Below are 26,144 nucleotides of genomic sequence, written 5' to 3'. Positions count from 1 at the left end.
GGGCGATTGCTTGTATCGATAGACAAACATTATCAGAAAAGATGCCGCCGGCCATCGCGGCGCCAGCGGTTAATGCTGTCGATCGACAATTTTCGTGGCCCACGCTGCACATGGATAGGGTCGCCGGCCCGGACTTCGCCGGTCTGGACGACGCTCAGGTAGACGCCGGAATACCCGCTCTCGACCATATCGCGCGCGGCGTGGCGATAGCCGAGTGCCGCATTGAACTTGCATGACGGCTGCCGCGGCGATGCCACGCACAGCACCGCGCTGCCGATGCGCAGCACGTCACCGACCCACAGCTCGGTCTCCTCCAGCCCTTCGATCGTCAGGTTTTCGCCCATGGCGCCAAAAGCCAGGCCACGGTGCGCCTCCGGCTGCGCCGCTGCGCGGCGGCGCGCGTTCCACCACGCGTAATGCTCGGCGGGATAGGCGTAGACGGCCTTGTCGAGGCCACCGTGGGCAGTCAGGTCCGCCTGTTCGTCACCGGCTACGCCCAGCGGGCGCACCTGTACGCCCAGCGGGTGGGCCAGCGTGCTGACCGGATGCTTGCGGATGCCGGACATCACCACGGCCTCGGTGCCGGCCCGCGCCACCACCAGCGGGATGGCCTTGCCGATGCTGATTGCCAGCACGCGCGCGCCGGCCAGAGCTCCATTGGTTTCCCTCACGATGCCCCCGCTGCAGGAGTTGTGGATAACTCCGTGGATAACGCAGGGAACAGGTGGTGGACAGTGCGCTGAACAACACTGTGGAAAAGCTGTGGAGCGAGACGCCGCTCAGCGGGTTGTGGGCAACGACCCTGCCCGGTTCAGGCCTGTTGTGCCGCTTGCCGACGCGGCCACTGGCGGCCCAGCGCGCGCGCCCACTGCGAAACCGCCAGCGCCACCAGCGTCAGAGCCGCTGCACCCCAGTGCAGCGAACCGGTGCCCGCCACCGTATAGATGGCCGCACCAGCCATGGCGCCCAGCGCCTGGCCGAGATAGATCGACGATGAGTTGAGCGAGATTGACACCGATGCACGGTCGGGCTCGATCATGACCAGCCGCGCCTGCTGTGCGCTGTTGGTGGCAAACCCGCCGATGCCCCACAGCATGAACAGCAGCACCAGCGCGACGCTGCCCAGGCCCGCGAGCGGCCACAGCACCATTGCCGCGGTCGAGGTCAGCAGCGTGAACTGGACAATCCGGCTCGGCGTGATCCGGTCCATGCGCGACGCCGCCACCGCGTTGCCGAGCACCCCGCAAGCGCCATAGGCCAGGAACATCAGGCTCAGCGCGGCACCGGTGATGCCGTAGGCATCGCGCATCAGCGGCGCAATGTAGGTAAACATCGTGAACATGCCGGCCGACTGGATCATCGTGGCGGCCACCACGAGCATGATCGGCCGGTGGCGCAGCACGGCGCCCCAGGCTTCACGCCCCACGGCCGGCACGTACAGCCCGCGCGGCAACGCACGCCACACCGCCGCCGACACCACCAACGCCAGCACGCCGACGACCGCCATGCTGAAGCGCCAGCCGAGTGTGCTGGCAATCCAGGTCCCCAACGGCATGCCGACCACGCTGGCGATGCTCCAGCCGAGGAACACGAAGCTGATGGCGCGGCCGCGCGTCTGCGCGTTGACCAGCAAGGGCAGCGTGGCCGCGGTCTGCGGCGTATAGATGGCCGCACCGATCGCCGTCAGGAAGCGGATCGCCATCAGCGTCGCGAAGCTCGGCGCCAGCGCCGCGGCCAGATGCATTACCGCATAGATCAGGAGCGAACCGGCCAGCAACAGCCGGCGGTCGATACGCGAGCCCAGCGTGGCAAACAGCGGCGCCCCCACACAGGTGGCTAGCGCAAACACCGAGATCAACTGGCCGGCGCTGGCCACGCCCAGGCCGAAATCGGCGGCAATGTCGTTCAACATGCCGGTAACGATCATCGCGCCGGTGCCAATGATGAAATTGCCGACGCAGAGCGTCACTAGCCTGGGGTCCATTCCGGCCTTGCTGGAGGGGCGGCGCGCTGCGCCTTTTTGTTGTCGGGGTGCGCCGCGGACCATGGACGGCCGGCGGTCAGGGAAGTCCCGAGTGTAGCGGTTTCCCTAAATTCGCGTCCGCGGGGACAAACGTGGCGGCAGCGCGTGGCCGTGCCGCCCCGAAAGAGACATCCCTCTCCCTCAGGCAGGCGGGAGAGGGCGGGTACCCAAAGACTTAGCGCGACAGCGCCGGCGTCAGGGCCTTCGGGTTGACGATGCTGTCGTGCTGGCCGGCCAGTACGTCGAGGATGTTCTGGAACGCCGTGCGAAAGTACAGCTCGTAGCTGTCGCGCTCGACGTAGCCGAGGTGCGGCGTGCAGATGCAATTTTCCATACGCAGCAGTGCGTGGCCCTGCAGGATCGGCTCGGACTCGAACACATCCACGGCAGCCATGCCCGGACGGCCGCGGTTCAGGGCGGCGACCAGTGCGTTCTCTTCCAGCAGCTCGGCGCGGCTGGTGTTGACGAACAGCGCGGTTGGCTTCATGCGGGTCAGGTCGGTCAGCTTGACCAGGCCACGCGTGTCGTCGTTCAGGCGCAGATGCAGAGACAACACATCGCTGTCGGCAAAGAACTGGTCCTTGGACTCCGCCACCGCCAGGCCGTCCGCGCGCGCGGCTTCCTGCGATGCCTCTCGCCCCCACACCAGCACGTTCATCCCGAAGGCGCGGCCATATCCGGCCAGCAGCCGGCCGATCTTGCCGTAGCCCCAGATACCGAGCGTCTGGCCGCGCAATACCTGGCCTAGGCCGAAATTCGGCGGCATGGTCGTCGACTTCAGGCCCGACTGCTGCCAGGCGCCGTGCTTCAGGCTCGCCACGTATTGCGGGATGCGGCGCTGGGCCGCCATGATCAGCGCCCAGGTCAGCTCGGCCGGCGCCACCGGCGAGCCCACGCCCTCAAGCACCGCCACGCCGCGGTCCGTGCACGCTTCGACATCGATATGCGTGTTCGGCGCGGTGCCGACGCGACCGGTCTGGCTGATGATCTTCAGCTTGGGCAGCTTTTCGAGCAGTTGGCGCGTAATGCGGGTGCGCTCGCGGATCAGCACGACCGCTTCCACATCGGAGAGGCGCGCGGCCAGCTGGCCCACGCCTTTGACGGTGTTGTTGAACACCTTGACGTCGTGCCCTTCCAGCAGGCTGAAGCAGGGCAGCTTGCGCACGGCGTCCTGGTAATCGTCGAGTACAGCAATCTTCATCAGTAACTCTTTATTGTCGGCTGGCCTGGGGATCGGGAATGGTGCGTACGGCAACGGAAACCGCGAGCGCCAGGCGCTATTGTCGGGCATCGCGTGCCGGCACAATTGCTGCGTAAATCCCGGGCCGGCAATGCTGCGCAGCAAAAAACAGCGGGGTGCAGCAGTGGTATCCTTGCCCGTTCCGGTGCCGCCAGGGACTGTCGGTCGAGCCTTGCTCCCGACACCTCGTGTCGCCGGACAAAGCCCGCATGGCCCCGTGCAGCAAGCCCCGCGCGGGCGAAGCGCAACTTTAGCGCAGGCGCGGGGAATGCCGCGACCCTTTGCGTTGCCTGGGCCGCAGTGGAGTTGTAACGGGATGTGACGACCGGTGTGAGCCACAGGACACGCCGGCCTTGCCGGCCAAGGACCGGGCTTTGAAAAGATTTCCCCTCTTCCTTCCCTTTACACTTTGGAGTTGCAGTATGAACCACCCCTCGATGCAAGGCACGACGGCGTTGAACGTCCCGGCCTGGGTCAAGAACCAGAAGCTGGTGGCCTGGGTTGCGGAGATCGCCGCGCTGACCAAGCCGGAGCGCATTCACTGGTGCGACGGTTCGCAGGAGGAATATGATCGCCTCTGCGAACAGATGGTCGCCGCCGGCACGCTCAAGCGCCTGAATCCCGCCAAGCGCAAGAACTCTTACCTCGCCCTGTCCGACCCGTCCGACGTCGCACGTGTCGAAGACCGCACCTTCATCTGCTCGCAGAAGAAGGAAGACGCCGGCCCGACCAACAACTGGGTCGCTCCGGCCGAAATGCGCACGACGCTCAGCGGCCTGTTCGACGGCTGCATGCGCGGCCGCACGCTGTACGTGGTGCCGTTCTCGATGGGCCCGCTGGGCTCGCCGATCGCCCACATTGGCGTGGAGCTGTCCGATTCCCCGTACGTGGCCGTCAACATGCGCATCATGACGCGCATGGGCAAGGCCGTGTATGACGTGCTGGGCACCGGCGGCGACTTCGTGCCGTGCGTGCACACCGTCGGGAAGCCGCTCGCCGCCGGCGAGAAGGATGTGCCGTGGCCGTGCAACCCGACCAAGTACATCGTCCACTTCCCGGAGTCGCGCGAGATCTGGTCGTTCGGCTCGGGGTACGGCGGCAACGCGCTGCTCGGCAAGAAGTGCTTCGCACTGCGTATCGCATCGACCATGGGCCGCGACGAAGGCTGGCTGGCCGAGCACATGCTGATCCTGGGCGTGACTTCGCCCGAGGGCAAGAAATTCCATGTTGCGGCCGCGTTCCCGTCGGCCTGCGGCAAGACCAACTTCGCCATGCTGATCCCGCCCAAGGGATTCGAAGGCTGGAAGGTCACGACAATCGGCGACGACATCGCGTGGATCAAGCCGGGCAAGGACGGCCGCCTGTACGCGATCAACCCGGAAGCCGGCTACTTCGGCGTGGCCCCGGGCACGAGCGAGAAGACCAACTTCAACGCCATGGCGACGCTGAAGGAAAACGTCATCTTCACCAATGTGGCGCTGACCGACGACGGCGACGTGTGGTGGGAGGGCATGACCAAGGAAGCGCCGGCGCATCTGACCGACTGGCAGGGCAAGGACTGGACCCCGGAGATCGCCAAGGCCACCGGCGCCAAGGCCGCGCACCCGAACGCCCGCTTCACCGCCCCGGCATCGCAGTGCCCGTCGATCGACGAGAATTGGGACAACCCGGCAGGTGTACCCATTGATGCGTTCATCTTCGGCGGCCGCCGCTCGACCACCGTGCCGCTGGTGACTGAGGCGCGCAATTGGACCGAAGGCGTGTACATGGCTGCGACCATGGGCTCCGAAACCACCGCTGCGGCCGCTGGCCAGCAGGGCGTGGTGCGCCGCGACCCGTTCGCCATGCTGCCGTTCTGCGGCTACAACATGAGCGACTATTTTGGCCACTGGCTCGCACTGGGCCAAAAGCTCGAAGCCGCTGGCGCGAAGCTGCCGAAAATCTACTGTGTGAACTGGTTCCGCAAGGACGCCGACGGCAACTTCGTGTGGCCGGGCTTTGGCGAGAACATGCGCGTGCTGTCGTGGATGATCGACCGCGTGGAAGGCAAAGGCGAGGGCGCCGAGCACGTGTTCGGGACGAGCCCGCGCTACGAAGACCTGAACTGGAGCGGCGTGGAATTCTCCGTGGCGCAGTTCACGCAGGTCACGTCGATCGATGCCGATGCCTGGAAGCAGGAACTGGCGCTGCACGACGAACTGTTCACGCAACTGAAGCACAACCTGCCACAGGCGCTGGCCGAAGCGCGCGCGGCGCTGGGCAAGCGGCTGGAGGGCTAAAGTCTCGCTGCCACGTTGCTGTCCTGCTGATTTGAGGACAGCAAGACAAAACGCCCGTCTCATCCGGAGACGGGCGTTTTTGTTTTCCTATCCGCCCTCGGTTTCCCCCGCCTGCTCCACCGCATACTTCACCAGCCCCGCGCGGCCTTCGATGCCAAGCTTGCGCTTGAGATTGAGCCGGTGCGTTTCCACCGTGCGCACCGATACCCCGAGCTGCGTCGCAATCTCCTTGTTCGCCATGCCGCGGCCGATGCAGCCGAGGATGTCGCGCTCGCGCCGTGTCAGCGCGTCGAGCGGACCGGTCGCCGGCATCTGTTCCGCCATGCCGCGCGCGATGCGGGCGCTGTAGAACACGCGTCCGGCCAGCACCGCCTCGATCGCGGCCATCAGCTCGTCCGCGGGCGCATCCTTGAGCACATAGCCGCGCGCACCGGCGCGCACCGCCTGGCGTGCGTATTCGAGGTTGTCGTGCATGCTGACCACGAGCACGGCGATTTCCGGGTACTGCTCGTGCAGCGCGGCGGTCAATGCGATGCCGCCCATGCCGCGCATGCCGATATCAGTGATGACAAGGTCCGGACGCTCGCGCGCACCGGCTCGCTCGAGCCACGCCAGCGCCGCCTCGCCGCCATCGGCTTCGCCGACCACATGCAGGTCGGGTTGTAGCGTCAGGTGCATGCGCATGCCGTCACGCACGAGCGCATGGTCGTCGATCAGCAGCACGCGCGCGGGCGCATCGATGGAATGGCCTTCCGGTTCGTCGGGGTCCGATATCTGGGTCATGACTGCGAAGATTCTGCGGGAAGGGGAGTGGTGGGTCGGGCGGCCGCCTTCACGACCGGCAGCGTGGCCACCAGCTCGGTGCCGCCGATGCCGGAAACAATGCCGAACTGCCCGCCCAGCGCCGCGATGCGCTCGCGCAGGTTGCGCAGGCCGATGCCGCGCTGGGGATCGAGCTGCATGCGGGCCACGTCAAACCCGCGGCCATCGTCGCGCACGGTCAGGCTGGTGGCATCCGGATCGAACACCAGCGCGACGGTCACTTGCCGCGCGCCGGCATGGCGCTCGACATTGGTCAGCGCTTCCTGCGCGATCCGGTACAACGCGGTGGCCTGTTCGTCGGGCAGTTCGCGCGGCGCGCCGCGCTGGGCCACGGTGATCTCGAGCTGGCTGCCGCCCTGCATCTCGCGAGCGAGATGCTGCAAGGCCGCAAAGATTCCAAGGTCATCGAGCAACGCCGGGCGCAGGTTGCGGGCCACGCGCCGCACCTCGTTGAACACCGTATCGAGCCGGTTCAGCGCCATGCCAAGCACCGGCGCCACGGCCGCGCCTTCGGCCGGGGCCAGGCGCAGCCGGTTGGCGGCTGCTTCCAGCACGAGCTTGACCGACACCAGCAACTGGCTGATGCCGTCATGGAGCTCGCGCGACAGCCGCGCGCGCTCTTCTTCTTGCGACTGCACCACGCGCTGCGCGAGCTGGCGCAGCTTGGCATCGGCCTCGCGGTGTTCGCTGATATTGAGCGCCAGGCCGCTCGCCGCCACCAGCAGGATGCTGACGGCCGCAATCACGCCAATCCAGGCCATGGTTTCGCGGATATCCGTCTTTGCGCGCGCATCGAGCTGGCGCAGCGTGTTTTCCACATCATCCAGATAGATGCCAGTGCCGAGCATCCAGCCCCATTCGGGTACGGCCACCACGTAGCCGAGCTTGGGCGCGAGCTGCTGCGAAGACGGTTTTTTCCACAGGTAGCGTACCGAGCCGCCGCCCGCCTTGGCCGCCGCAATCAGCTTCTGGATGGTGAGCGCGCCCTGCGGGTCGCGCAGCGTCCACAGGTCCTGCCCGACCAGTTCGGGCTGGCGCGGGTGCATGAGGTTGCGGCCCTGCATGTCGTACAGGAAGAAATAGCCGTCCGGCCCGTAGTCGAGCCGGGCCAGGGCTTCCATGGCAGCCTGGCGCGTGGCGGCATCCGTGTGGCCCGAACGCACCATCGGCGCGATGGCGCTCTGCGCGAGTTCTACGTAGTGGCGCAGCTCGGTTTCCTTGCTCTGGATATAGGCGGCCTCGACCAGCGCGCGCTCGTGCCGGGCCAGTTGCGTCGCCTGGAAACGCACGGCAAGCGCGATGCCGAGCATGGCCACCGCGAGCGGCGCGACGGCGAGCAACAGGATCTTCTGGCGGAGTTTCATCTTGGCCGGGGGTAAACACCGATGCCGCGCAGGCGGCATGTCACCGTCGATTTGCGTAGTACTACGCAGAAGTGCTGCGTAGTTTCGCGCTTGTGCGGGGTATGGCGGGTGTCAATACTACACGCCGGATGCATGCAGCCCCAGTGGCCTGTGCATCGACGCAGTGGGTGGGCCGTGCAGACTGAACGGCGCACCGCCCGCCTGCCAGACGAGATCCGGAGCCAACAAGGCAAGACCGGGCGCACGCAGCACGATCCAGGAGACCCCATCCCCGCAGGATTGTCCGCAGTCCGTGCGCCCGCCGGCACGCAGTTTGCTGCCATCCCTTGCCGGCCTCCGCCATTCGACGCCGCAGGCTTTCGATACCCGGTCTGAGGAGACCTTCACTATGAATCGCATCGGAGAACACCTCGTGTGGCTGGCCGTCGCCATCTTGGGCGCGTTTGCCTTCGGCACGGTCGCGCTCGCGCGCGGCGAAGCCGTCAGCGCGCTATGGATCGTGGTTGCCGCGCTCTGCATCTACCTGATCGCCTACCGCTACTACAGCCGCTTCATTGCCGACAAGGTGATGCAGCTCGACCCGAAACGCATGACGCCGGCCTGGCGCCATAACGACGGGCTCGACTACGTGCCGACCAACAAGGCAGTGCTGTTCGGCCACCACTTCGCGGCGATTGCCGGCGCCGGCCCGCTGGTCGGCCCCGTGCTGGCCGCGCAGATGGGCTATATGCCGGGCATGCTTTGGATCCTGGCAGGCGTGGTGTTCGCCGGCGCGGTCCAGGATTTCATGATCCTGTTCATCTCGACGCGCCGCGACGGCCGTTCGCTGGGCGACCTGGTCAAGTCCGAGATGGGCACGGTGCCGGGCATGATCGCGCTGTTTGGCTGCTTCATGATCATGATCATCATCCTGGCGGTGCTGGCGCTGATCGTGGTGAAGGCGCTGGCCGGCTCCCCGTGGGGTACGTTCACCGTCGCTGTGACCATCCCCATCGCGCTGTTCATGGGCATCTACACGCGCTATATCCGCCCGGGCCGCATCGGTGAGGTGTCGGTGATCGGCTTCGTGCTGCTGATGCTGGCCATCCTCGGCGGGCAGTACGTGCACGAAAGCGCGGTGCTGGCGCCGCTGTTCACATACGACGGCAAGGCACTGACCTGGATGCTGATCATCTACGGCTTCATCGCCGCCGTGCTGCCGGTGTGGCTGCTGCTGGCCCCGCGCGACTACCTGTCGACCTTCCTGAAGATCGGCACCATCATCGCGCTGGCCATCGGCATCCTGATCGTCGCGCCGGAACTGAAGATGCCAGCCTTCACGCAGTTCGCCCAGGGCGGCGGTCCGGTGTGGTCGGGCAACCTGTTCCCGTTCCTCTTCATCACCATCGCGTGTGGCGCGGTATCGGGCTTCCATGCGCTGATCTCGTCGGGCACCACGCCCAAGCTGCTGGAAAACGAATCGCACGCGCGCTTCATCGGCTACGGCGCGATGCTGGCCGAGTCGTTCGTCGCCATCATGGCGCTGGTGGCCGCTTCGGTGATCGAGCCGGGCGTGTACTTCGCGATGAACAGCCCGAGCGCGGTGATCGGCACCTCGCCGGAAGCCGTGGCGCAAGCCGTGTCGACCTGGGGCTTTGTGATCACGCCTGATGTGCTGATCCAGACCGCCAAGGACGTCGGCGAGAACACCATCATCTCGCGCGCCGGCGGCGCGCCGACGCTGGCCGTGGGCATCGCCCACATCCTGCACCAGGTGGTGGGCGGCCAAGCCATGATGGCGTTCTGGTACCACTTCGCGATCCTGTTCGAGGCGCTGTTCATCCTGACCGCCGTCGACGCAGGCACCCGCGCCGGCCGCTTCATGCTGCAGGACCTGCTGGGCAGCTTCGTGCCGTCGCTCAAGCGTACCGACTCGCTGCCGGCCAACCTGATCGCTACCGCGCTGACCGTGGCGGCCTGGGGCTACTTCCTGTACCAGGGCGTGGTGGATCCGCTGGGCGGCATCAACACGCTGTGGCCGCTGTTCGGTATCTCCAACCAGATGCTGGCCGCCGTGGCGCTGGTGCTGGGCACCTGCGTGCTGGTCAAGATGAAGCGCGGCCAGTACGCCTGGGTCACGTTGGTGCCGACCGTCTGGCTGCTGGTCTGCACGCTGACCGCCGGCTGGCAGAAGCTGTTCGACGCCGATCCGAAGGTCAGTTTCCTGACCCACGCCAGCAAGTTCAGCGCCGCCATTGCCGAAGGCAAGGTGCTAGCCCCGGCCAAGAGCCTGGAGCAGATGCAGCGCATCGTCTTCAATGACTACCTGGACGCCGGCCTGTGCGCGCTGTTCATGTTCGTGGTGCTGTCGATCGTGGCCTACGGCTTCAAGACCGCCATGCAGGCACGCGCCGTGAACCGCCCCACCGACAAGGAAACGCCGTTCGAGCCGCTGCCGGCGGCCGCCTCGGCGCAGTCCTGATACCGTATTGGCACAAGGAGCTGGCCATGCTGGAACAATTGGGAACAATGGGCCGCTATCTCGGGCAGTCTCTGCGGCTGATGGTCGGTCTGCCCGACTACCAGACCTATGTGGCTCACATGGAAAGCACCCACCCGGACCGCGAGCCGATGAGCTACGAGGAGTTCTTCCGGGAACGCCAGGAGGCGCGGTACGGCGGCGGGCAGGGCAAGTGTTGCTGATCCGGCCTCCCGCTGGCCACGGCCGGCGGTGAGTGGCTGATCAGGACGGGCAACTTTCGGGTTGCCCATTTTTCTTTTGCGGTGGCAAAGCGTCCGCCCCATCCACGTTGTCGCTCAAATAAGACGTTTCTGCAGGGGGTTACATGCCTTTACACGTGGTTACAGCAAGTCCGGGAATCGCTCTCTACACTTGCGACACATCATGGCAAACAAAGGAAAAGATATGTCTCGCCATCCCGTTCGCAATATGACCCTGGCTATCGCCCTGGCGGCGTCCGCGCTGCCGGCATTCGCGGGCGACATGAACAATGCCCTTGGCGGCGCCCTCGGTGGCGTGGCGGGGGCGGCCGTCGGCGGCGCGCTGGGCGGCAGCACCGGTGCCGTAATCGGTGGCGCAGTGGGCGGCGGTGCGGGTGGTGCAGTGACTTCCAATCGTCGCGAGCGCTCCGGTGCCATCATTGGCGGCGCGCTCGGCGGTGGCGCCGGCACGGCGGCAGGCAATGCGATGGGTGGCCGCACCGGCGGGTTGTTGGGTGCGGCGGTTGGCGGCGGCGCGGGCGCGGCATTGGGCGGAAATGTCTCGCGCAGCAACTCGTACGAAGATGACCGTCGTAACTATCGCGGCGGCTACTACAAACACAAGAAGCACAAGCACCACCACTACGACGACTGAGCACACGCTCAGCCGCACTGGATGCAGAAACGGGCCGCTCTGGCCCGTTTTTTCTTTGCGCCATCTGGCATAATGGCTCAGCAACATGAGCCGTATGGACCGGGCGCAGAAACAAAGAAGCCCGCAACCAGTGCGGGCTTCTTCTCCAATAAATGCGGAGAGGTCTGTCAGACCCTCTCCAAACGACCTGTGGAGACCAGGTTGAAGGGGAGGGGCCGCATAGGGAGATACGGCCCGGACCGCAGCAGGGCAGTCCCTGCTTACAGGGGCATGCGGTCGGACGACAGATCGTACTTGGCGCCGTCGCTATACGTGTCGAACTTGCCAGCCTTGGCACCGTCGCTGTAGACGTCGTACTTGCCGGCCTTCGCGCCGTCGCTGTACACGTCGAACTTGGTGGCCTTGGCACCGTCAGCGTACGGGTCGAACTTGCCGGACTTGGCCAACACCGGCCCGGCGCACAGGGCAGCGGCGAGGGTGGCAACGGCGATCAGGGTGTGACGGGTAGATTTCATGGCTCTGTTCAATTTCTTCAAGCTGGGATACCTGTCTCGGCAGTCTGACTTGCTGCATCGCGGCATCCGATGACTAGATATTAGGCGTTTCCCTCATATCAATAAATATCGGTTGCCACAATGATTAGTTCTGATTCCAACAATAAAGTCGCCTGAACCGGGAAAAATTCAGGGAAACGACGGGAGACTATGTCATGGATCGCCTGCAATCGATGCGCGTGTTCGCCAAAGTTGTGGAACTCGGCAGCTTCGCGCGTGCAGCGCAGCAGTTGGAAATGTCCAATGCGGTGGTGACACGTTATGTCGCGGACCTGGAGAGTCACCTGGGCACGCGGCTCCTGAACCGCACGACGCGCAGCCTTTCCCTGACCGACGCCGGCGAAACCTACCTGCAGCGCTGCCAGCAGATCCTTGAAGACGTGGAGGAGGCCGAGGGCGTCGTGACAGCCCGCAGCCAGTCGTTATCCGGCACGTTGCGACTGGTGACACCGGTGATGTTCGGCCTGCACCTGTTGCCGAACCTGATGTCGCGCTTCCAGCAGCTATACCCTGACGTGGTGTTTGACGTGCTCCTGTCCGACCGGAACGTGGACATCGTCGAAGAGGGCCGGGACGTCGCCGTCATGCTGTCGGACCTGGGCCTCGGTTCGCACCTGGTCGCCCGTCCGCTGATCTCGGCGGAGATCGTGCTGTGCGCCTCGCCGGAATATGTCCGCACGCACGCACCATTGCGCCACGCGCACGAGCTGACCAGCCATCGCTGCATCGCGATGCGCCTGCCGAACGTGGAACACGAATGGACGCTGCTGGGCCCGGAGGGCGAAGTGACCGTGCCGATCCGCCCCGGACTGCTGTGCAGCAACGCCGAACTGGCGCACCAGGCCGCACTAGCCAATATGGGCGTGGCGATGCTGTCGTCGTACCTGGCCCGGCAAAACATCGAGGCCGGCAACCTCGTGCGTGTGCTGCCGCAGTACCAGCTGCCGCGGCGCGATGTCAGCGTGGTCTACCCGAGCCGCAAGTTCCTGCCGACCAAGGTCCGCGCGTTCATTGACTTTCTGCTGGAAGAAGGCCAGGTCAGAGGCCGGGACGAACAGTTTTCCTGAGCGGGCGGGTAGCCGCAGCTGAAACGCCGCCGCGCCCGCACCGCCTCGCCGCTTATTCCTCGGCTTCGACCGTCGCCTTGCCCGCGGCGCGAGTCTTCTTGGCCGCTACCGTCTTGGCGGGCGCCTTCTTCGCGGCGGTCTTGGTCGCCGTGGTCTTGGTGGCGGTCTTCGTTGCCGCAGCCTTCTTGGCCGGCGCCTTTGCCGCCGCCGCTTCGGCTTCCCCGGTTTCGGCAGCCGCGCGCGATGCGGTCTTGCCTGAGGCCTTGGCACCGGCCTTCGGCTCGCGGGCCTCGAATTCGAAGCCGATCTTGCCGTCCGCCTGTCTGACCAGGAAAGCCTTGAAATTGCGGCCCGTACGCGACGACTTGAAGCCAGTCAGCAGATCCGTACGGCCATCGTTCAGCAACTTGCCGACCTGCTCGCGGCTGATTTCCTGCTGCAGGATGATCTTGCCGGTCGTGAAGTCGCAGCTCTTCGGGCTGGCCACACTGTTTTCGCACACGTACTTCATGCCGTGCTCGAACACCGCGCCGCCGCATTTCGGGCAGGTGCCAACCGGCTCCTGGCCGCTGAAGTCGACCGGCTCGCCGTCGCCTTCGTCATCGTTCTGACCGAAGTCGAATTCCATCTTGAAATGGCCTTCGTCGTCCTTGGCGATCTTGAGGATGGCGGCAAACGGCCGGCCCATCTTGCTGCGGAAGCCCTGCAGCGGGCCGATTTCGCGCTTCAGGAGCAGTTCCTCGACCTCTTCGATCTCGAACTGGCGGCCGCCAGGGATCTTGCTGATCGAGAACTCGCATGCCATGCAGGCAAAGCGGCGATAGTTTTCCTTCACCTGGCCGCCGCACTGCGGGCACGGCGTATCCAGCGTGGCGTAGTCACCCGGGATCGTATCGCTGTCGTATTCCTTGGCGCGCTTGACGATCTGCTGCGTCATCTGCGCGATTTCGAGCATGAACTCGTCGCGCTTCAGGCGCCCGCGTTCGATCTGCGACAGCTTGTGCTCCCACTCGCCGGTCAGCTCGGCCTGGGTCAGTTCCTGCACGCCGAGGCCGCGCAGCAGCGTCATCAACTGGAACGCCTTGGCGGTCGGAATCAGTTCGCGGCCTTCGCGCACGAGGTATTTTTCCGTCAGCAGGCCTTCGATGATGGCCGCGCGCGTCGCCGGGGTACCAAGGCCCTTGCCGGCCATGGCTTCGCGCAGCGCGTCGTCATCCACCAGCTTGCCCGCGCCTTCCATCGCTGACAGCAGCGTCGCTTCGTTGTAACGCGCGGGCGGCTTGGTCGTCAGGCCCACGCTTTCGACTTTGTCGGTCTTGACCTTCTCGTCCTTGGCCACCGGCACCAGATTGGCGGCGTCCTTGTCGCCCTGCGCCTCGCGGCCGTAGATCACGAGCCAGCCCGGGTTGACCAGCACCTTGCCTTCGGTCTTGAAGTGGTGGCCAGCAACCTCCGTGATGCGGGTCGTGACCTGGAATTCGGCTGCCGGGAAAAACACCGCCAGGAAGCGGCGCACAACCAGGTCATACAGCTTCTGTTCCGGCTCCGACAGGTTCTTGGGCGCCTGCAGCGTCGGGATGATAGCGAAGTGATCGCTGATCTTGCTGTTGTCGAAAATCTTCTTGTTCGGCTTGACCCAGCCCTGCGACAGGATCTTCTTCGCGTGCGGCAGGTAATTGGGCGAGCTGTCGGCCAGCATGGTCATGGTCTGCTTGACCGTTTCCATGTAGTCCTCGGGCAGCGCGCGCGCGTCGGTACGCGGGTAGGTCAGGACCTTGTGCTTTTCATACAGCGCCTGCGCCAGGCCGAGCGTGTTCTTGGCCGAGAAGCCGAAGCGCGAGTTGGCTTCGCGCTGCAGCGTGGTCAGGTCGAACAGCGCCGGCGACTGCTGCGTCGACGGCTTCGATTCCTCGGTGACGGTGCCGGTCTTGTCGCGGCATGCGGCCACGATGCTCTTGGCCTCGGCCTCGCTCCACAGGCGCGATTCGCGGGCCTCGGGATCGAACTCGCTCTTCTTGAACTTCGGGTCGAACCAGCGGCCTTCGTACAGGCCGGCGGCGGCGATGAACTCGGCGTGCACCTCCCAGTAATCGCGCGGCACGAAGTGCTTGATCTTCTCTTCGCGCTCGACCACGATCGACAGCGTCGGCGTCTGCACGCGGCCCACGGTGGTCAGGAAGAAGCCACCGCCCTTGCTGTTGAAGGCGGTCATGGCGCGCGTGCCGTTGATACCCACCAGCCAGTCGGCTTCGGAGCGGCACCGCGCGGCATCGGCAAGCGGCAGCATGTCTTCGTCGGCACGCAGGCTCGCAAAGCCGTCGCGAATCGCCTGCGGCGTCATCGACTGCAGCCACAGCCGGCGCACCGGCTGCTTCGCCTTGGCCTGCTGCGCGATCAGGCGGAAGATCAGTTCCCCTTCGCGCCCCGCGTCACACGCGTTGATCAGGCCGGTCACGTCCTTGCGCTTGATGAGCTTGTTGAGCACCTTGAGCCGCGACTCGGTCTTGGCGATCGGCCGCAGGTCGAAATGCGGCGGGATCACCGGCAGGTTGGCGAAGCTCCATTTGCCGCGCTTGACCTCGTATTCGTCGGGCGCGGCGATCTCCACCAGGTGGCCCACGGCGGACGACAGCACGTAGTCGTCACTTTCAAAGTACTCGTCGTGCTTGGTAAAGCCCCCGAGGGCACGGGCGATATCGGCCGCGACCGATGGCTTTTCCGCGATGATGAGGGCTTTTGACATTGAACGGGTCCTTGCGGGCTGCTTCCGGCAACACGCGAATTGCATAACAAACTTAGTAGACAAACGCCCCCGGGGGCTTTGAGGCGCCAATCATAAGCGCGGTTTCGACGGCGGTGCAAGCTGGCACCGGCAGCGCCGAATGCGGCGAATTCGCCGCTATGCCGCGCGCCTCCCCTCGGAAAGCAACCACTTCAGCACTTCCGGGACATCCTCCTGTGCGCCAGGCATAGATGTGCCACGCGCGAGCATCCGCTCGAGCACCTCGATGTGCGGCAGCAGCGTCCCGTAGAACTGCACCGGTCCCCCTGCTATGGGCTGAACCAGCAGCGTCGGGAAATTCTCGATATCGATGTCGCCAAGCCGATCCGCATGCGTCTCGATGTCGATCCATACATAGCAGTCCTCCGGATGGCGCGCGGCGAGCGCGGAAAATGCCTTGAGGTAATCGCGGCATGTCCCGCACCACTGCGCGCACAAGCAGGCCACCAGCCGGCTCTGCGGACGGGCGGACAGCGCTGCACTGATGGCGGCAACGTCACGTTCGGGAAAGTAAACGGTCATGACGGTTCAAACATGAGCCTCTTCAGGCACCAGGGACCGCCGATTGTATCGGCAACGGGCCTGAGGCCACTGGCGAAGTCTAGGACAGACTGCGGAAGAGGTTTCCCGGTAGACGCTCGGCGCGCCCCTCCAGTTCCAGTTCGAGCAGTCGCGTGGCCAGCGTTTCCGGCGCCAGTCCGCTGCGCTCGCACAGTGTGTCGAGCGTGACCGGGTCGTGCGTGAGGACGGCAAGGAGCGGATCGTCCGGAGTGCTACGCATGGGCGGCACGGCAACCGCGACCTTTCCCGGCTGGCACGACAAGCCGAACTCCTCCATGACGTCGTCCGGCGTTTCGACCAGCTTGGCGCCCTGGCGGATCAGCACATGGCAGCCGCGCGAGAGCGGCGCATGGATCGAACCAGGGATGGCAAACACCTCACGACCCAATTCCGCCGCGAGCCGGGCAGTGATCAGCGAGCCCGACCTAGCCGCAGCCTCCACCACGAGCACGCCGCGCGCCAGTGCCGCAATCAGGCGGTTGCGCCGCGGGAAATTGTCCTTGAATCCCTGCATGCCGAGCGGAAACTCGCTGACGATCGCCCCTTGCTCGGCGATGCGATGCGCAAGTTTCAGGTTGCGGGCCGGATAGACGCGATCGGCACCCGTGCCGATCACCGCGACCGTGCCGCCTGCGCCCGCCAGCCCGCCTTCATGGGCCGCGGCATCGACACCAAGCGCGAGCCCCGACACCACGGTCTGGCCCGCCGCCGAGAAAGACCGGCCGAACGCTTCCGCGTCGGCCTTGCCTTGCGCCGTAGCACTGCGTGCGCCAACAACGGCGAGCGCGGGCCGCGACAGTGCAGCAGGGTCGCCCTTGATATATAGCAGCGGCGGCGGATCCGTCAGATCAAGCAGGCGCACCGGATAGCGCGGATCCACAAAGGTCAGCAGATGGTTGCCGGGCTGCTCAAGCCACGCCATGGTCTTGGCCAGCGCATGGCTCACGGTGGCGCCGGGCGCGGCCAGTACCGCGCTGGCGAGCTTGCGTGGCACGACCGACGACAGCGCTTCCACGCTTTGCGCGAACACCTGCTGAGGCAGGCCAAACGCCGCCAGCAGCAATCGCACCGTTACGGGGCCGATACCGGGCGCAGACACCAGTCGCAACCACGCCAGCGTGTCATCCGGATTCCGCGCCACGTCCGGCCATTCGGCGGCCGGCGCCTGGCTGGCGGTCAACGCGGGGAAATGACGCGATCGCCGACCTCGATCACGTTCGAGGCGTCGGTGACAAGCGCGTACGACACGCCCGGGAATACGCGGAACACGAATGCCAATCCGTAACGCTCGTCAGGCAGCACGATGTCGCGATTGCCCTCGGTCCGGTCCTTGACGACCTCGCCAGTACGCGACAGGGCGAGCACGTGTCCCGGTTCGAGACCCGCATTGGAACCGACATTGAGCACCACTACCTGCTTGGCGCCACCGTACTGCACGCCACCGTAAACCTTGGCGATACGGCCGTCGACCTGCGTCTCCGGCGCGCGCGGCATGTAGCGCACGGACTCGCGCATCGGCTGGGGCAGCAGCAACGTGCCCACACCCATCTCCTGCTGGGCCTGCGTCACGCGCAGCGTGGAAACCCCGCTCGGGCCTTCGGGGCCACGGGTCAGGCGTACATTGCCTTCGTACTCGGCCTCATAGCCAAGGATCCGGCCGGTGACCGGATCGTACACAGGCGTGACAGGCCGGAACGCCTGCCAGTCGCCGCCGACCGCTGCCGCGTCGGGCGCGATGCCCCGCGCGTAGGCAGTATCGTCGCGACCGAGGTAGACATGCGATTCGGGCACGGCGACGATTCGCGCCGACGTGGCCAGCGTTCCCTCGTCCACCACCAGCGGGCGGATCAGGAACGGCTCGATGTCCTTCGCCGGAATGCTGAGGATGGCGGCGTTTTCGGCGTCGCCGCGCACGTGCGGCGTGAGCTTGACAGTGCCGTTGGCGCCCGGCGTGGTCGAGAGCCACGCGCGGCCATCTCGCTGGATCAGGTACAGGACCTGGCCCGGATAGATAAGGTGCGGATTGCGGATCTGCTGCCGGTTCATGCCCCACAGCTCAGGCCAGCGCCAAGGCTGTCGCAGGTATTGCCCGGAGATGCCCCACAGCGTATCGCCCTTGCGCACCGTATACTGGGATGGCGCGTTGGGTGCCAGCGCTGAAGTCGGAATACCTTGCTGCGCCACGCGCTGGGCTTCGGCGTGCTGTGCGGGCGTGACCGTGAGGTCAGCCGCCAGAGCCGGAACACATGCTGCGGCAGTGACGCCTACAGCACCCAATATGGCATGGGTGAACGCGTACAGCCTGCGGCCCGACGCCGCCTGTTCTTTGGTAAGATCGCGCATTTTCGTGAACCGGCTGGTAGAACAACCGGATTGACCCTGGAGAGCGTGCCTGCTGCGGCGCGCCTTGAATTTTTGTACTAGCGCCCCGATTCTGCATGTAAACCCCCGCCGCCGCAACGCGGCCGGACAGCCCAGAGCAGCCGGCGTTGCGCCCGAGCATCATGGCAAAACTCGACATCCTGACCTACCCTGATCCCCGTCTGCACACCGTGGCAAAACCCGTCAAGGAAGTGGACGACCGCATCCGCCAACTGGTGAAGGACATGGCCGAAACCATGTACGAAGCGCCCGGCATCGGCCTGGCCGCGACGCAGGTCAACGTGCATGAGCAGGTAGTGGTGATCGACGTGTCCGAAACGCGCGACGCGCTCCAGGTCTTCATCAATCCGGAGATCGTCTGGGCCAGCGACACCCGCAAGGTCTGGGAAGAGGGCTGCCTGTCGGTGCCTGAGGTCTATGACCGCGTCGAACGCCCGGACCGCGTGCGCGTGCGCGCGCTCAACGAAAAGGGCGAGACCTTCGAGCTCGACGCAGACGACTTGCTCGCCGTCTGCATCCAGCACGAGATGGACCACCTGCTCGGCAAGGTATTTGTCGAATACCTGTCGCCGCTCAAGCAAAACCGCATCAAGTCCAAGCTGCACAAGCGCGAACGCGCACGCATGTAACAAGCACGCGCACGGCTGGACAGCTGCGCCGTGTCTGCTATCGTTATGGCTTCCGAAGTCAAAAACGTACCGGCCGCTATGCGGCCGGTTCTGCTTTTGGCCCTGCATTCCTGGTCCTGCATTCAGGGAGCCCGCCATGTCCGAAGCCCAGTCCCTGCGTGTCGCCTTTGCCGGCACGCCCGAATTCGCGCGTGTCGCGCTTGAAGCCATCCATGCCGCCGGTTTTCCGGTTGTCGCAGTGCTCAGCCAGCCGGATCGGCCGGCGGGCCGCGGCATGCAACTGCAGGCAAGCCCCGTCAAGCAGTACGCAGTCGCCAATGCCCTGGAGCCGGTGCTGCAGCCGCGTTCGCTGCGCCGTACGGGAAAGTATCCCGAGGATGCCGCCACAGCCATCGACGCGCTCGCGCAGACCGCGCCCGACGTGATGGTCGTGGCTGCCTACGGCCTGATCCTGCCGGCTGAAGTGCTGACGCTGCCGCGGCTCGGCTGCCTGAACATCCACGCTTCGCTGCTGCCGCGCTGGCGCGGCGCCGCCCCGATCCACCGCGCGATCGAGGCTGGCGACGCCGAGACCGGCATCACGCTGATGCAGATGGACGAAGGCCTGGACACCGGCGCCATGCTGTCGCGCGAAGCCGTACCTATTGCAGCAGATGACAGCACCGGCTCGCTTCATGACAAGCTCGCCGCACTCGGCGGCCGCATGATCGTCGAGGCGCTGCGCAAGCTCGCCGCGGGCGAAACACTGCCTGCCACGCCGCAGCCCGAAGCCGGCATCACCTACGCCGAGAAGATCGGCAAGGACGAAGCGCCACTGGATCTGCGCCGCCCGGCCGCTGAACTTGCCAGCCAGGTCCGCGCGTTCAACCCGTTCCCGGGCGCCACGCTGCAGCTCGACAACACGGTGATCAAGTGCTGGCAAGCCGTGCCGCTGTCCGCCGGCACCAGCCTGCCGCACCCGGCGGGCACGGTGCTGGCCTCGGACGCCAGCGGCGTGATCATCGCCTGTGGCAACGGCAGTGCGCTGCAGGTCACCGAGTTGCAGAAACCCGGCGGCCGCCGCCAGCCGGCGCAACAATTCCTGCAAGGCACGCCGCTGCTGCCGGGAACGCGCTTTGTGGTGCCTGCATAAAACGCGGGCGGCGGGCACGATCGTGCACTCCCTGCCGCGCCTGACGCAGCGCCGGACTCGCCGAGCGGTGTGAAACCGTTGAATTTTCAGCGATTCACCCCTATCTAATGTTCAGCGCGCCCCGCTGCGACGGCGGCGCGGGATACGACTACTCGGAGATCACGTCAATGTTCAACTGGGTCAAGACCTTCATGTTGATGGCCGCCATCACGGCGCTGTTCATCGTCATTGGCGGCATGATCGGCGGACGCAACGGCATGATGTTCGCGCTGCTGATGGCGCTGGGCATGAACTTCTTCTCCTACTGGTTCTCGGACAAGATGGTCCTGCGCATGTACAACGCGCAGGAAGTCGACGCCGGCAGCGCGCCGCAGTTTTACGGCATGGTGCAGGAACTGGCGCAGCGCGCGGGCCTGCCGATGCCGCGCGTCTATCTGATCAACGAGGATGCACCGAACGCGTTCGCAACGGGCCGCAATCCCGAACACGCGGCCGTGGCGGCGACGACTGGCATCCTGCGCGTGCTGTCGGAGCGCGAACTGCGCGGCGTGATGGCGCACGAACTCGCGCACGTGCGCCACCGCGACATCCTGACCTCGACCATCGCCGCGACCATGGCCGGTGCGATCTCGGCGCTCGCAAACATGGCGATGTTCTTCGGCGGGCGCGACGAAAACGGCAACCGCACCAATCCGATTGCCAGCATTGCCGTGGCAATCCTGGCGCCACTGGCCGCTTCGTTGATCCAGATGGCGATTTCGCGTGCGCGTGAGTTCGAAGCCGACCGCGGCGGCGCCGAGATCAGCGGCGATCCGCAGGCACTGGCCAGCGCGCTCGACAAGATCCACCGCTATGCGCAGGGCATCCCGTTCCAGGCCGCAGAAGAGCACCCGGCCACGGCGCAGATGATGATCATGAATCCGCTGTCGGGCGGCGGCATCGCCAATCTGTTCTCGACCCACCCGGCGACCGAGGAACGCATCGCCCGTCTGATGCAGATGGCCCAGACCGGTACTTATCCGGCCTGAAGTCCGTGAGAGCCTGGCATGCCCCGGCATGCAAATCCGGGGCTGATCCGCGCACAAGGTAAACTGCCCGCTGTCTTGCCCGTCAAGCCAGCGGGCTTTTTCTTGCCTGCGTGGCGCCGCCTGCGCCTGCATGGCCAGGCGGCCGTTGCCGCGCCTGCTTTGTTCTATTGTCTGAAGTCTGAAGCCTTACCGATATGCGCCTGCCCCACGAATCGCTTGCCTTCCAGATGCTCGGTGCCGCCATGGCCGTGCGTGCCGTCAATGAAGGCACGGCCCTGCCGCAGGCCATTGAAGATACCGCCGCGCACCTGCGCCTGGACCGCGTGCGCGATGCCGCCACGCGCGGCGCCGTGCAGGACCTGGCCTACCGCACCATGCGCCAGTTCGGCACGGCGCGAGCGCTGGTCACGGAACTGGTCACGCGCCCGCCCGGCGCCCAGGTCGATTCGCTGCTCGCCGTGGCGTTGTCGCTGCTGCTCGAAGGCGAGGAGGGCGATGCAGCCAAGGCCGGCCGCGGAGGTTATAACGCATTCACGGTGGTGGACCAGGCCGTCAGCGCCGCGGCATCCGAACCCAAGACTGCGCATGCGCGCGGCCTCGTGAACGCCGTGCTGCGGCGTTTCCTGCGTGAACGCAAGGCGCTGCTCGCCGAAGTCAGCCGCGACGACCAGGCGCGCTGGAACCTGCCCGAATGGTGGCTGCGCATGCTGCGCGAAGCCTATCCCGACCAGTGGACAGCGCTCGCCGAAAGCGCGAACGTGCGTCCGCCTATGACACTGCGCGTCAATACGGCACGCATCCCGTTGCAGCAATACCTGACGGATCTTGCCAATGCCGGACTGGCCGGCCAGGCCATCGGCACGCAGGCCGTGCGACTGGTTCGCGCAGTGCCGGTCTCCCAAGTCCCGGGATTTGATCGCGGCGATGTCTCGGTACAGGACGCCGGCGCGCAGCTCGCGGCGCCGCTGCTCGAGGTAGCCGACGGCATGCGCGTGCTCGACGCGTGCGCCGCGCCCGGCGGCAAGACGGGGCATCTGCTGGAGTTGGCCGATATCGACGTGACTGCCGTGGAGAGCGACGCGCAACGTGCGTCGCGCATCGACGAAAACCTGTCGCGCCTCGGCAAGCGCGCGAGCATCGTCGTGGGCGACGCGAGCCGCCCCGGCGACTGGTGGGATGGCCAGCAGTTCGACCGCATCCTGGCCGACGTGCCGTGCTCCGCATCGGGCATCGTGCGGCGCCACCCCGATATTCGCTGGCTGCGCCGTGAAGCCGATATTGCCCGGCTTGTCAATGAACAGCGGCGCATCGTTTCGCAACTCTGGCCGCTGCTCAAGCCTGGCGGCATTCTGGTCTATGTCACCTGTTCTATTTTCCCAACGGAAGGGGAGGAGCAGGCGCGCTGGTTTGGTGCACAGTTGGCAGATGCGATACGATTGCAGGCGCCGGGGCAGCTGCTGCCCGGCACGCATGCAACACAGCCTGCCGGCGACAACCATGCTGGCCAGGTCAGCCTGCCATCTGATCATGATGGCTTCTTCTACGCCCGCTTCCAGAAACGCGCCTGATTACGCGCCTGATCCGATCCGATGGTGAGCACGCTGCGCCTGTCAGCCTTCCGCGCCCCTGCCGACCAAGCGCACACGGTTGCCGGGGCGTGGTGCAGTGATACTGCCACCCTGTTGCGGCGCGCATGCGCGGTGCTGGTGCTGGCCTGCCTGGTGCTGTGGCCTGGCGCCGTCGGCGCGCAAGTCATCGAGGCCACCGAGGCGCGCATCGAATACCAGGACAACGGCTTCGAACTGACTGCGAGTTTTGACTTCGACTTGCCCCCGCCACTGGAAGACGCGCTGAACAAAGGCATCTCGCTGTACTTCACGGTCGAGTTCCAGTTGAGCCGTCCGCGCTGGTACTGGTTCGACGAAAAGCCCGTCAATACCAGCCGTACCATTCGGCTCTCATACCAGCCGCTGACGCGCCAGTACCGCGTTTCCACCGGCGGCCTCCAGCTTCCGTTCCCGCGGCTGAAGAGCGCGTTGCAGTTTATCCAGCGCGTGCATGGCTGGCGCGTATTCGATCGCAACGCGGTCAAACCCGGCGAGTCTTACCATGCGGAAGTGCGCATGAAGCTCGACCTGTCCCAGTTGCCCAAACCGTTCCAGATCAATGCGGTCAATACGCGTGAATGGAACCTTGCTTCGGACTGGCGCCGCTTCATCTATACCGTGCCGACCGATCTGAACGCGCCGCCACCTGCGCCACCTCCGCCACCTCCGCCGCCTTCACCACCTGTGACCGCGCCCGCGCTACCAGCTTCACCGGCCATGCCGGCATCGCCACCGATGCCCGCTTCGGCGCCGTCCGCATCGGCCGATCCGCGCATCGGCCCCTTCGTGCAGGCGGTGTCGACAGCGCTGTCGCCTGCCACGCTCGTGCAGTCGGTGCCGGGCCAGCCATGAACACCAGCGGTCTCTGGGACAGCCGGTTCCGTCGCGTGCTCTACCGGGTGGTAGCCGGGATCATTGTCTTCCTTGCTCTCGTACTGGTCGGCCTGCTGGCCGGCGCATCGGCCAACACGGAATTCTTCGACCGCTACTTCACGCTGCTGTTCAAGGTCAACCTGGTGATCGGCGCACTGCTGGTGATCACCGTCGGTGCGCTCGCGGTCACGCTATGGCTGCGCTATCGCCGCGGCAAGTTCGGCACGCGGCTGATGACCAAGCTCGCCGTGTTCTTCGGCGTAGTCGGCGTGCTGCCCGGCGTGCTGATCTACCTGGTGTCGCTGCAATTCGTTTCACGCAGCATCGAATCGTGGTTCGACGTGCGTGTGGAAACCGCGCTCGAAGCAGGCCTGAACCTGGGCCGCTCCACGATCGACAGCGCGCTGGCCGACCTGCAGGGCAAGGCGCGCCTGATGGCCGAGCAGTTGAGCGGCCCGTCGGGCATGGCCACCTCGCTGCAACTGAACCGTCTGCGCGAACAATACGGCGTGCAGGAAGCCGCGATCTTCACGGGCAGCGGACGCGTGCTGGCCACGGCATCGAGCAACTATGCCTCACTGGTACCGGACCTGCCTTCTGGCGTGCTCGCCGAGCAGGCACGGCTGGCGGGCGGCTACGCTGCCGTCGAAGGCGGTACGGACCCATCCGTGGATGGCAACCACCCCGATCCGCGCGTCGACAGCAGCCACCTGTACCGCCTGCGCGTGATCATTCCGCTCGGCGCGGCGCCAGCGGGCGACACGACCGCAGCCGCAGCCAGCGCCCCACGTGTCGCCGCCGCGCCAAAGGCCCGCTGGGCGGGTTCCGGCCTGTCGGTGGAACGCCGGCCCGAAGACTCGCCATCGAGCGGCTTCGGCCTCGTGGGCGACACCGTGCGCGAGGAACGTTACCTGCAGGTGGTGCATCCCGTGCCGGCCGTTCTCGCGCGCAATGCGGACGAAGTGCAGCGTGCCTACCAGGAATACCAGGAAAAGGCGCTGGGCCGCACCGGCCTGCGCAAGATGTATATCGGCACGCTGACGCTCACGTTGTTCCTCGCCGTATTCATCGCGGTGATGCTCGCGCTGCTGCTCGGCGGCCAGCTTGCGCGCCCGCTGCTGATGCTGTTGCAGGGAACCAAGGAAGTGGCCGAGGGCGACCTCTCGCCCAAGCGCGAACTGAAGAGCCGCGACGAACTCGGCATGCTCACGCAGCAGTTCAACCAGATGACGCGCCAGCTTGCCGAAGCGCGCCTGGCCGTGGAAGAGAACCGCGTGGCGCTGGAACAGTCCAAGGCGTACCTGGAAAGCGTGCTGCAGAACCTGACTGCAGGCGTGCTGGTGTTCGACCGGCGCTTTGTACTGATTACCGCCAACCCCGGCGCCGAACGCATCTTCCGCCAGCCGTTCGCGGCCGTGCTCGGACTGCCGGTCGAGCAGATTCCAGGCATGGGGCCGTTCGGCGAGATCGTGCGCCAGGCGTTTTCCGACCAGAACACGCGCGAGGTGCTGGGCGGCGCCGAGCACTGGCAAAAGCAGATCGAGCTTCCGCAGGGCCATGAAGAGCAGCCGTTGACGTTGCTCGTGCGTGGCGCGCACCTGCCCGGCGGCGAGCGTGACGAGCCTGGCTACGTGGTCGTGTTCGACGACATCTCCGACGTGATTTCGGCGCAGCGGTCGGTAGCCTGGGGCGAGGTCGCACGGCGCCTCGCACACGAGATCAAGAACCCGCTCACGCCGATCCAGCTCTCGGCCGAGCGCCTGCAGATGAAGCTTTCGCCGAAACTCGAGGATAAAGACGCCGAGGTGCTAAAGCGCGGTGCGGCCACGATCGTTAACCAGGTGGCGGCGATGAAACGCATGGTGGACGATTTCCGTGACTATGCGCGCACGCCGCCCGCCATGCTGCAGTCGCTGCAGATCAATGCGCTGGTGACTGAAGTGCTGCACCTGTATGGCATCGATGACCCGGCGGTACATGAACATCCGGTGATCCATGCGACGCTGAACGCGGACCTTCCCGAGATCAAGGGAGATCCGACACAGCTGCGCCAGGTGATCCACAACCTGTTGCAGAACTCGCAGGATGCCGCGGCCGAGAACGTCGCGGCTGGTAGGGCGGCGCCCCATATCGCTCTACACACCGAGACGGTAGAATATAAAGATTCTGCCGGCGAAAACCGCCAGGCAGTCAAGCTAACCATTGCGGACAATGGTCCGGGCTTTGCACCTCGCATCCTGAGCCGTGCGTTCGAGCCTTATGTGACCACCAAGGCCAAGGGTACGGGGCTCGGGCTGGCGATGGTAAAGAAGATCATTGACGAACACGGCGCGCGCATTGAACTGCGCAATCGAATGGAAGGTGCCGAGATCGTCGGTGCACAGATCTCGATCCTGTTCGTTAAACTGGCATAGTCAACTTGGCGGTCCGTCACGGAACGCTTTGG

General features: G+C 65.6%; 21 protein-coding genes. 11 read left to right on the top strand and 10 right to left on the bottom strand.

Annotated elements, in window-relative coordinates; translation table 11 throughout:
* Nucleotides 1-32: 32 nt before the first annotated feature.
* The 3 genes from K2O51_RS30545 to K2O51_RS30535 form a co-directional block, all read right to left on the bottom strand.
* Nucleotides 33-671: an MOSC domain-containing protein gene (locus tag K2O51_RS30545; protein ID WP_220631148.1), complete on the bottom strand. Its 639-nt coding sequence runs from the start codon at nt 669-671 to the stop codon at nt 33-35.
* 140 nt (nt 672-811) lie between these two features.
* The gene (locus tag K2O51_RS30540; RefSeq protein WP_220631147.1) at nt 812-1,984 is read right to left on the bottom strand and encodes an MFS transporter; all 1,173 of its coding nucleotides are present in this window, start codon (nt 1,982-1,984) and stop codon (nt 812-814) included.
* A gap of 214 nt (nt 1,985-2,198) precedes the next feature.
* Nucleotides 2,199-3,224, bottom strand: coding sequence for a D-2-hydroxyacid dehydrogenase family protein (locus tag K2O51_RS30535; protein WP_140950433.1), 1,026 nt, complete (start codon nt 3,222-3,224; stop codon nt 2,199-2,201).
* A gap of 461 nt (nt 3,225-3,685) precedes the next feature.
* Here K2O51_RS30535 and K2O51_RS30530 point away from each other — a divergent pair, with 461 nt between their 5' ends.
* On the top strand, nt 3,686-5,542 hold the full coding sequence (locus K2O51_RS30530) for a phosphoenolpyruvate carboxykinase (GTP) (protein WP_140950432.1): 1,857 nt from the start codon (nt 3,686-3,688) through the stop codon (nt 5,540-5,542).
* Between the two features lie 87 nt (nt 5,543-5,629).
* Here K2O51_RS30530 and K2O51_RS30525 read toward each other — a convergent pair whose 3' ends face one another.
* Nucleotides 5,630-6,325, bottom strand: a complete 696-nt coding sequence (locus K2O51_RS30525) for a response regulator (RefSeq protein WP_140950431.1) — start codon at nt 6,323-6,325, stop codon at nt 5,630-5,632.
* Nucleotides 6,322-7,728, bottom strand: coding sequence for a cache domain-containing protein (locus K2O51_RS30520; protein ID WP_220631146.1), 1,407 nt, complete (start codon nt 7,726-7,728; stop codon nt 6,322-6,324). Before K2O51_RS30520 ends, K2O51_RS30525 begins: the two co-directional genes overlap by 4 nt.
* A gap of 388 nt (nt 7,729-8,116) precedes the next feature.
* On the opposite strand from K2O51_RS30520, the gene K2O51_RS30515 reads away from it, so the two are divergent.
* The 3 genes from K2O51_RS30515 to K2O51_RS30505 all read left to right on the top strand — a co-directional run bounded on the left by K2O51_RS30515 (nt 8,117) and on the right by K2O51_RS30505 (nt 11,083).
* On the top strand, nt 8,117-10,189 hold the full coding sequence (locus tag K2O51_RS30515) for a carbon starvation CstA family protein (RefSeq protein WP_011299543.1): 2,073 nt from the start codon (nt 8,117-8,119) through the stop codon (nt 10,187-10,189).
* 26 nt (nt 10,190-10,215) lie between these two features.
* Nucleotides 10,216-10,410 carry a YbdD/YjiX family protein gene (locus K2O51_RS30510; RefSeq protein ID WP_010811333.1) on the top strand — a complete coding sequence of 65 codons (195 nt, stop codon included), beginning with the start codon at nt 10,216-10,218 and terminating at the stop codon, nt 10,408-10,410.
* A 223-nt stretch (nt 10,411-10,633) separates the two neighbouring features.
* The gene (locus K2O51_RS30505) at nt 10,634-11,083 is read left to right on the top strand and encodes a hypothetical protein (RefSeq protein WP_011299542.1); all 450 of its coding nucleotides are present in this window, start codon (nt 10,634-10,636) and stop codon (nt 11,081-11,083) included.
* A gap of 260 nt (nt 11,084-11,343) precedes the next feature.
* Here K2O51_RS30505 and K2O51_RS30500 read toward each other — a convergent pair whose 3' ends face one another.
* Nucleotides 11,344-11,598 carry a hypothetical protein gene (locus K2O51_RS30500; RefSeq protein ID WP_041679755.1) on the bottom strand — a complete coding sequence of 85 codons (255 nt, stop codon included), beginning with the start codon at nt 11,596-11,598 and terminating at the stop codon, nt 11,344-11,346.
* Nucleotides 11,599-11,792: 194 nt separating this feature from the next.
* Between K2O51_RS30500 and K2O51_RS30495 the strand changes: the two genes are divergently transcribed.
* Entirely contained in the window at nt 11,793-12,704 is a 912-nt protein-coding gene (locus tag K2O51_RS30495) for a LysR family transcriptional regulator (RefSeq protein WP_011299540.1), read from the top strand.
* Nucleotides 12,705-12,756: 52 nt separating this feature from the next.
* Here K2O51_RS30495 and K2O51_RS30490 read toward each other — a convergent pair whose 3' ends face one another.
* The 4 genes from K2O51_RS30490 to K2O51_RS30475 all read right to left on the bottom strand — a co-directional run bounded on the left by K2O51_RS30490 (nt 12,757) and on the right by K2O51_RS30475 (nt 18,390).
* A complete protein-coding gene (locus tag K2O51_RS30490; protein ID WP_011299539.1) occupies nt 12,757-15,447 on the bottom strand; it encodes a DNA topoisomerase III in 2,691 nt (896 codons plus the stop codon).
* A gap of 156 nt (nt 15,448-15,603) precedes the next feature.
* Nucleotides 15,604-16,008 carry a thioredoxin family protein gene (locus tag K2O51_RS30485; RefSeq protein WP_220631145.1) on the bottom strand — a complete coding sequence of 135 codons (405 nt, stop codon included), beginning with the start codon at nt 16,006-16,008 and terminating at the stop codon, nt 15,604-15,606.
* 79 nt (nt 16,009-16,087) lie between these two features.
* Nucleotides 16,088-17,227, bottom strand: coding sequence for a DNA-processing protein DprA (gene dprA, locus K2O51_RS30480; RefSeq protein WP_011299537.1), 1,140 nt, complete (start codon nt 17,225-17,227; stop codon nt 16,088-16,090).
* Entirely contained in the window at nt 17,224-18,390 is a 1,167-nt protein-coding gene (locus K2O51_RS30475; protein ID WP_011299536.1) for a LysM peptidoglycan-binding domain-containing protein, read from the bottom strand. The genes dprA and K2O51_RS30475 overlap by 4 nt, the downstream gene beginning before the upstream one ends.
* Nucleotides 18,391-18,551: 161 nt before the next feature.
* Here K2O51_RS30475 and def point away from each other — a divergent pair, with 161 nt between their 5' ends.
* The 6 genes from def (at nt 18,552) to K2O51_RS30445 (ending at nt 26,112) form a co-directional block, all read left to right on the top strand.
* Nucleotides 18,552-19,058 carry a peptide deformylase gene (gene def, locus K2O51_RS30470; RefSeq protein ID WP_220631144.1) on the top strand — a complete coding sequence of 169 codons (507 nt, stop codon included), beginning with the start codon at nt 18,552-18,554 and terminating at the stop codon, nt 19,056-19,058.
* Between the two features lie 136 nt (nt 19,059-19,194).
* Nucleotides 19,195-20,190, top strand: coding sequence for a methionyl-tRNA formyltransferase (fmt, locus tag K2O51_RS30465; RefSeq protein WP_220631143.1), 996 nt, complete (start codon nt 19,195-19,197; stop codon nt 20,188-20,190).
* A 167-nt stretch (nt 20,191-20,357) separates the two neighbouring features.
* Nucleotides 20,358-21,218: a zinc metalloprotease HtpX gene (gene htpX / locus K2O51_RS30460; RefSeq protein ID WP_041680095.1), complete on the top strand. Its 861-nt coding sequence runs from the start codon at nt 20,358-20,360 to the stop codon at nt 21,216-21,218.
* Between the two features lie 194 nt (nt 21,219-21,412).
* Entirely contained in the window at nt 21,413-22,786 is a 1,374-nt protein-coding gene (gene rsmB / locus K2O51_RS30455) for a 16S rRNA (cytosine(967)-C(5))-methyltransferase RsmB (RefSeq protein WP_011299532.1), read from the top strand.
* Nucleotides 22,787-22,807: 21 nt separating this feature from the next.
* Nucleotides 22,808-23,677: a DUF4390 domain-containing protein gene (locus K2O51_RS30450; protein ID WP_220631142.1), complete on the top strand. Its 870-nt coding sequence runs from the start codon at nt 22,808-22,810 to the stop codon at nt 23,675-23,677.
* Nucleotides 23,674-26,112, top strand: coding sequence for a sensor histidine kinase (locus K2O51_RS30445; RefSeq protein ID WP_011299530.1), 2,439 nt, complete (start codon nt 23,674-23,676; stop codon nt 26,110-26,112). The genes K2O51_RS30450 and K2O51_RS30445 overlap by 4 nt, the downstream gene beginning before the upstream one ends.
* Nucleotides 26,113-26,144: the final 32 nt, after the last annotated feature.

The organism is Cupriavidus pinatubonensis (assembly GCF_019602855.1).
Taxonomy (GTDB): domain Bacteria; phylum Pseudomonadota; class Gammaproteobacteria; order Burkholderiales; family Burkholderiaceae; genus Cupriavidus; species Cupriavidus pinatubonensis.
This window is presented reverse-complemented; position numbering and strand designations above follow the sequence as displayed.

What these genes read in the sequence shown, in the direction of transcription:
- K2O51_RS30520 (WP_220631146.1), bottom strand. Translation starts at nt 7,728, where the DNA reads ATGAAACTCCGCCAGAAGATCCTGTTGCTCGCCGTCGCGCCGCTCGCG.
- K2O51_RS30535 (WP_140950433.1), bottom strand. Translation starts at nt 3,224, where the DNA reads ATGAAGATTGCTGTACTCGACGATTACCAGGACGCCGTGCGCAAGCTG.
- def (WP_220631144.1), top strand. Translation starts at nt 18,552, where the DNA reads ATGGCAAAACTCGACATCCTGACCTACCCTGATCCCCGTCTGCACACC.
- K2O51_RS30500 (WP_041679755.1), bottom strand. Translation starts at nt 11,598, where the DNA reads ATGAAATCTACCCGTCACACCCTGATCGCCGTTGCCACCCTCGCCGCT.
- K2O51_RS30540 (WP_220631147.1), bottom strand. Translation starts at nt 1,984, where the DNA reads ATGGACCCCAGGCTAGTGACGCTCTGCGTCGGCAATTTCATCATTGGC.
- K2O51_RS30515 (WP_011299543.1), top strand. Translation starts at nt 8,117, where the DNA reads ATGAATCGCATCGGAGAACACCTCGTGTGGCTGGCCGTCGCCATCTTG.
- K2O51_RS30510 (WP_010811333.1), top strand. Translation starts at nt 10,216, where the DNA reads ATGCTGGAACAATTGGGAACAATGGGCCGCTATCTCGGGCAGTCTCTG.
- K2O51_RS30490 (WP_011299539.1), bottom strand. Translation starts at nt 15,447, where the DNA reads ATGTCAAAAGCCCTCATCATCGCGGAAAAGCCATCGGTCGCGGCCGAT.
- K2O51_RS30525 (WP_140950431.1), bottom strand. Translation starts at nt 6,325, where the DNA reads ATGACCCAGATATCGGACCCCGACGAACCGGAAGGCCATTCCATCGAT.
- fmt (WP_220631143.1), top strand. Translation starts at nt 19,195, where the DNA reads ATGTCCGAAGCCCAGTCCCTGCGTGTCGCCTTTGCCGGCACGCCCGAA.
- htpX (WP_041680095.1), top strand. Translation starts at nt 20,358, where the DNA reads ATGTTCAACTGGGTCAAGACCTTCATGTTGATGGCCGCCATCACGGCG.
- K2O51_RS30485 (WP_220631145.1), bottom strand. Translation starts at nt 16,008, where the DNA reads ATGACCGTTTACTTTCCCGAACGTGACGTTGCCGCCATCAGTGCAGCG.
- K2O51_RS30475 (WP_011299536.1), bottom strand. Translation starts at nt 18,390, where the DNA reads ATGCGCGATCTTACCAAAGAACAGGCGGCGTCGGGCCGCAGGCTGTAC.
- rsmB (WP_011299532.1), top strand. Translation starts at nt 21,413, where the DNA reads ATGCGCCTGCCCCACGAATCGCTTGCCTTCCAGATGCTCGGTGCCGCC.
- K2O51_RS30445 (WP_011299530.1), top strand. Translation starts at nt 23,674, where the DNA reads ATGAACACCAGCGGTCTCTGGGACAGCCGGTTCCGTCGCGTGCTCTAC.
- K2O51_RS30450 (WP_220631142.1), top strand. Translation starts at nt 22,808, where the DNA reads ATGGTGAGCACGCTGCGCCTGTCAGCCTTCCGCGCCCCTGCCGACCAA.
- K2O51_RS30505 (WP_011299542.1), top strand. Translation starts at nt 10,634, where the DNA reads ATGTCTCGCCATCCCGTTCGCAATATGACCCTGGCTATCGCCCTGGCG.
- K2O51_RS30495 (WP_011299540.1), top strand. Translation starts at nt 11,793, where the DNA reads ATGGATCGCCTGCAATCGATGCGCGTGTTCGCCAAAGTTGTGGAACTC.
- K2O51_RS30530 (WP_140950432.1), top strand. Translation starts at nt 3,686, where the DNA reads ATGAACCACCCCTCGATGCAAGGCACGACGGCGTTGAACGTCCCGGCC.